Genomic DNA, 3,295 nt, shown 5'->3' with positions numbered 1-3,295 from the left:
GTCTACGCTCAGACCATCCCCGCTTACCGTTGTCCTTCTGACATCGATACCATGCCGCTGGTTCCGGGCGGCCGTAACAACTACTGGACGAACATCGGCACTGGCGTCCTGAACGGTGCACCTGGTACGACTGTCGGCAGTACCAACTATGGCATGCCACAGCAGAATGGTGTGATGATCACGAATGTCTGTCTCGGGATCCGCGACGTCACGGATGGTGCCAGCAACACCGTCATGATGTCCGAGAAACGACTGGGGGATGGAAACAATGGAGTCAGCACCCCTGCCACGGACGATTTTCGTCCCGGGACATATCCCGCGACTGCCGACGAAGCGATGGAACAGTGCCGTGCAATCGACGTGACGAACCTCTCGTTCCAGGGCGTTTCCAACGTCGGTGTCCCCTGGCTGCAAAGCAACAACGACGGCACCTACTATATGCATATCCTGCCGCCGAACGATCGTACCTGCCGGTTTCCTCCCAGTCGCATGGCGGGAACGGCAAATAGCCTGCATACGGGAGGAGTCCACTCGATGCTGACTGATGGATCCGTCCGCTTCGTGTCGTCGAATATCGCCATCAGCGTCTGGCGAGCCCTCGGAACTCGAGCGGAAGGTGAGATCGTTGGCGAGTTCTAACCGTAAGCACTCCAACATTTCCCGCGAGGCTTTCCAACCGAGCCCCGCGATTCTGTCACGCTCACCAACGAAATCGCTGCTTTCATCCCTGAGCCTTGTCGCTACACGGACGACAAGGCTGCGGTTGTCGAAAGCTCGGTGACTGACGCGTCCCTCATTCCTGACCGGCATCACATAGATCCAATCTCGATTGGAAAGAGTTACGACCATGCTGAACCAGACCATCATTTCTCTTGGAATCTTTCTTGCTGCGGCTCCGGAAACGGCCCCGCGGCCCGTCCCTTTGACCCGGCCGGAAATGAAGCGGCTGATCGAAGACGTCAAAGTTCGTAAACCGCGCATCCCGATGCCCGAACTGACGGATGCAGATCGACGGGCCTTGGGAGACCGCGCCGACGACTACGAAACGGTCATTCGGCATCGTTACACCCCCTGGGTCGAAACGCGCCGCACTCCACGACCTTCCGGCCCCAACGTTGAACAGGAACCCGGCATGACGTTGAGTTATGCCTTCAAAACTCAATTGTTCTGGATTGTCTCTCGCGCCAACAATTGTCAGTACTGTATTGGCCATCAGGAATCGAAGCTGCTTAATGCGGGACTTACGGAAGACCAGATCGCTGCACTCGACGGTGACTGGTCCAGGCATACTCCTGCCGAGCAAGCCGCGTTTGCTTTCGCTCGAAAGCTCTCGTTTCAACCGTATGCCATTGGCGACGCCGACATTCAGTCGCTTCGCCGCTTTTACACGGATTTACAGATCCTTGAGATGGTGATCTCGGTCTCCGGGAACAATGTCAGTAACCGCTGGAAAGAAGCCGTTGCGGTCCCGCAGAGAAAGGACGAAGGAGGCTACTCCCGAAACACCGACGACCTCTCGCTTCCCCGTGGAACCTATCTCACTCCCACCAGTACGTCGTTTGAGAAACTGATCAGCAACGTCGCTCCGATCATCTTTGATACCGCGACAGGTGTCCCCACTCGAGACACCATCAGTCGCCGTCCCGCTCTGGAATCCCGGACGGACGTCGAACGCGCCCTCACTCAGGCCCGAAGTCGTACGGCGCGACTGCCCCTTGTCGAAGAGAATCAGGCACGAACCAATTGTGCCGGTGCCGCGCCCGAGGGGCCGCTGCCCCAGTGGGTACGCCTCCTGGCGAACTTCCCTCGCGAAGGGACACGTCACTTGAACACCATCCGCCTTGCCGATGAGAAAAGCGATCTCTCTCCTTTGCTGAAAGGGCAACTGGCATGGATTGTCGCGCGTCAGGATGGGGCGTGGTACGCCGTGGGACATGCTTACAAGCGACTTCGGGATGCCGGTCAGACTGACGAGCAGATCTATGCCCTGGATGGAGACTGGCATGAATTCTCTCCTCGCGATCAATCGCTGTTTACCGTCGCTCGAAAGCTGGCGGCTTCTCCCGTCATTCTGACCGATGCCGATGTCGCGAATGCTGTCGAACTGGCCGGTCCCCGCGATGTTGTTCAGTCGATCCACTTCACGACCAGTCGCTCGTTATTTGACAGAATTACCGAAGCGGCAGGGCTTCAGCTTGAAAACTGATCTGCGGCCCGAATGGATAGAGCTGCTGCTCCGGCATTCAGTGCTCCCGACGGCACTGGACCGGAGCGGGCAGTTCCAGATCGAGCTGTTTGTCGGAGACATCCCGGCGAATCTTCAGTGGTCTGATTGCTGGCTGAGCAAACCATGGTGCACCGGGCGCTGCATCGGGTGTGCGAGTCGATTCGTCCTCACCAGCAGCCTATTCTTCTGCGAATCCAGTTACCGGCCCTGAAGCGGCGTGCGAGAGGTCAGTTCGTGATGGTCTGTGGAGGGCAAGACCATATCCGCCTGCCAGAAACTCGACAGCTTCTGAACAATTTCGATGAACTTGGCCAGGTCCATCGGCTTGGTCAGGAATGCCTCAACGGACAGTTCGCCCAGTTGAGCCTGCTCACCGTCCGCCGTCATTACAACCACGGGAAGCGACTTGAGATCTTCGTCACTTCTCACCCGGGCCAGCAGTTCGACACCATCAATCCCAGGGAGCTTCAAGTCCAGCAGCAACAGGTCCGGACGCGGAGCGGCTGCATACTTGCCTTCCCGTTTTAGAAACTGCAATGCTTCACTGCCGTCACTGAGCCACGTCAATCGATGCAGAATTCGCCCGTTCTTCAACGCACCAATCGCAATCCGCGCGAACATTAAACTATCTTCGACCAACAGAATTTCCATCGGTCGGCCAACGGTTTCAGGGGACATGTTGAGTCCTCGCACAGGTCACGTCGTGAATCACGCTACCAACTGATACTACGGAATCTCTGCTTCTTTTGCGGGCCAAAGCGTGATCAAGGCTAGAAAAGCAAGCACGGGCAGACCGCAAACCAGGGCCATTCCCGAATCATAAGACTTCGTCTGGTCAACAATGTGTCCGAACAGTGGATGAAGTGGCGAAGACGTGCACCAGGCAATCGTCCCCAGTAGTCCCGTGACTTTCCCCTGATGCCGCGTCGACAGTTCCTGGCTGAAGGTATAGTAACACGGGAACAGCCCCAGGGAACCACAGGCAACCAACATCAAAACCGCAAACAGCAGATTCCCCGCAGACAACCAGGGAATCAATCCCCCCAGCGCGACGAGCATGGCACAGAT

General features: G+C 57.1%; 4 protein-coding genes. 2 read left to right on the top strand and 2 right to left on the bottom strand.

Annotation, left to right across the window (positions count from 1 at the left end):
* Window positions 1–639 (top strand): DUF1559 family PulG-like putative transporter (locus VGE80_RS19200; protein ID WP_440593780.1); only part of this gene is annotated, 639 nt, incomplete at its 5' end.
* A gap of 208 nt (window positions 640–847) precedes the next feature.
* Window positions 848–2,206, top strand: a complete 1,359-nt coding sequence (locus tag VGE80_RS19195) for a carboxymuconolactone decarboxylase family protein (protein WP_440593779.1) — start codon at window positions 848–850, stop codon at window positions 2,204–2,206.
* Window positions 2,207–2,425: 219 nt separating this feature from the next.
* On the opposite strand, the gene VGE80_RS19190 is transcribed toward VGE80_RS19195, so the two are convergent.
* Window positions 2,426–2,905 (bottom strand): response regulator, encoded by a 480-nt coding sequence (locus VGE80_RS19190; RefSeq protein ID WP_373651599.1) that lies wholly within the window; start codon window positions 2,903–2,905, stop codon window positions 2,426–2,428.
* Window positions 2,906–2,953: 48 nt separating this feature from the next.
* The coding region (locus tag VGE80_RS19185) for a hypothetical protein (RefSeq protein ID WP_440593778.1) at window positions 2,954–3,295 on the bottom strand (342 nt) is incomplete at its 5' end.

This window comes from Schlesneria sp. (genome assembly GCF_036405755.1).
In the GTDB taxonomy this organism is placed as follows: domain Bacteria; phylum Planctomycetota; class Planctomycetia; order Planctomycetales; family Planctomycetaceae; genus Schlesneria; species Schlesneria sphaerica.
Note: the sequence above shows the minus strand (reverse complement) of the source record. Positions and strands in the feature narration are given on the sequence as shown.

Excerpts from the sequence above, each read along its gene's own strand:
- VGE80_RS19195 (WP_440593779.1), top strand. The coding sequence starts at position 848 with ATGCTGAACCAGACCATCATTTCTCTTGGAATCTTTCTTGCTGCGGCT.
- VGE80_RS19190 (WP_373651599.1), bottom strand. The coding sequence starts at position 2,905 with ATGTCCCCTGAAACCGTTGGCCGACCGATGGAAATTCTGTTGGTCGAA.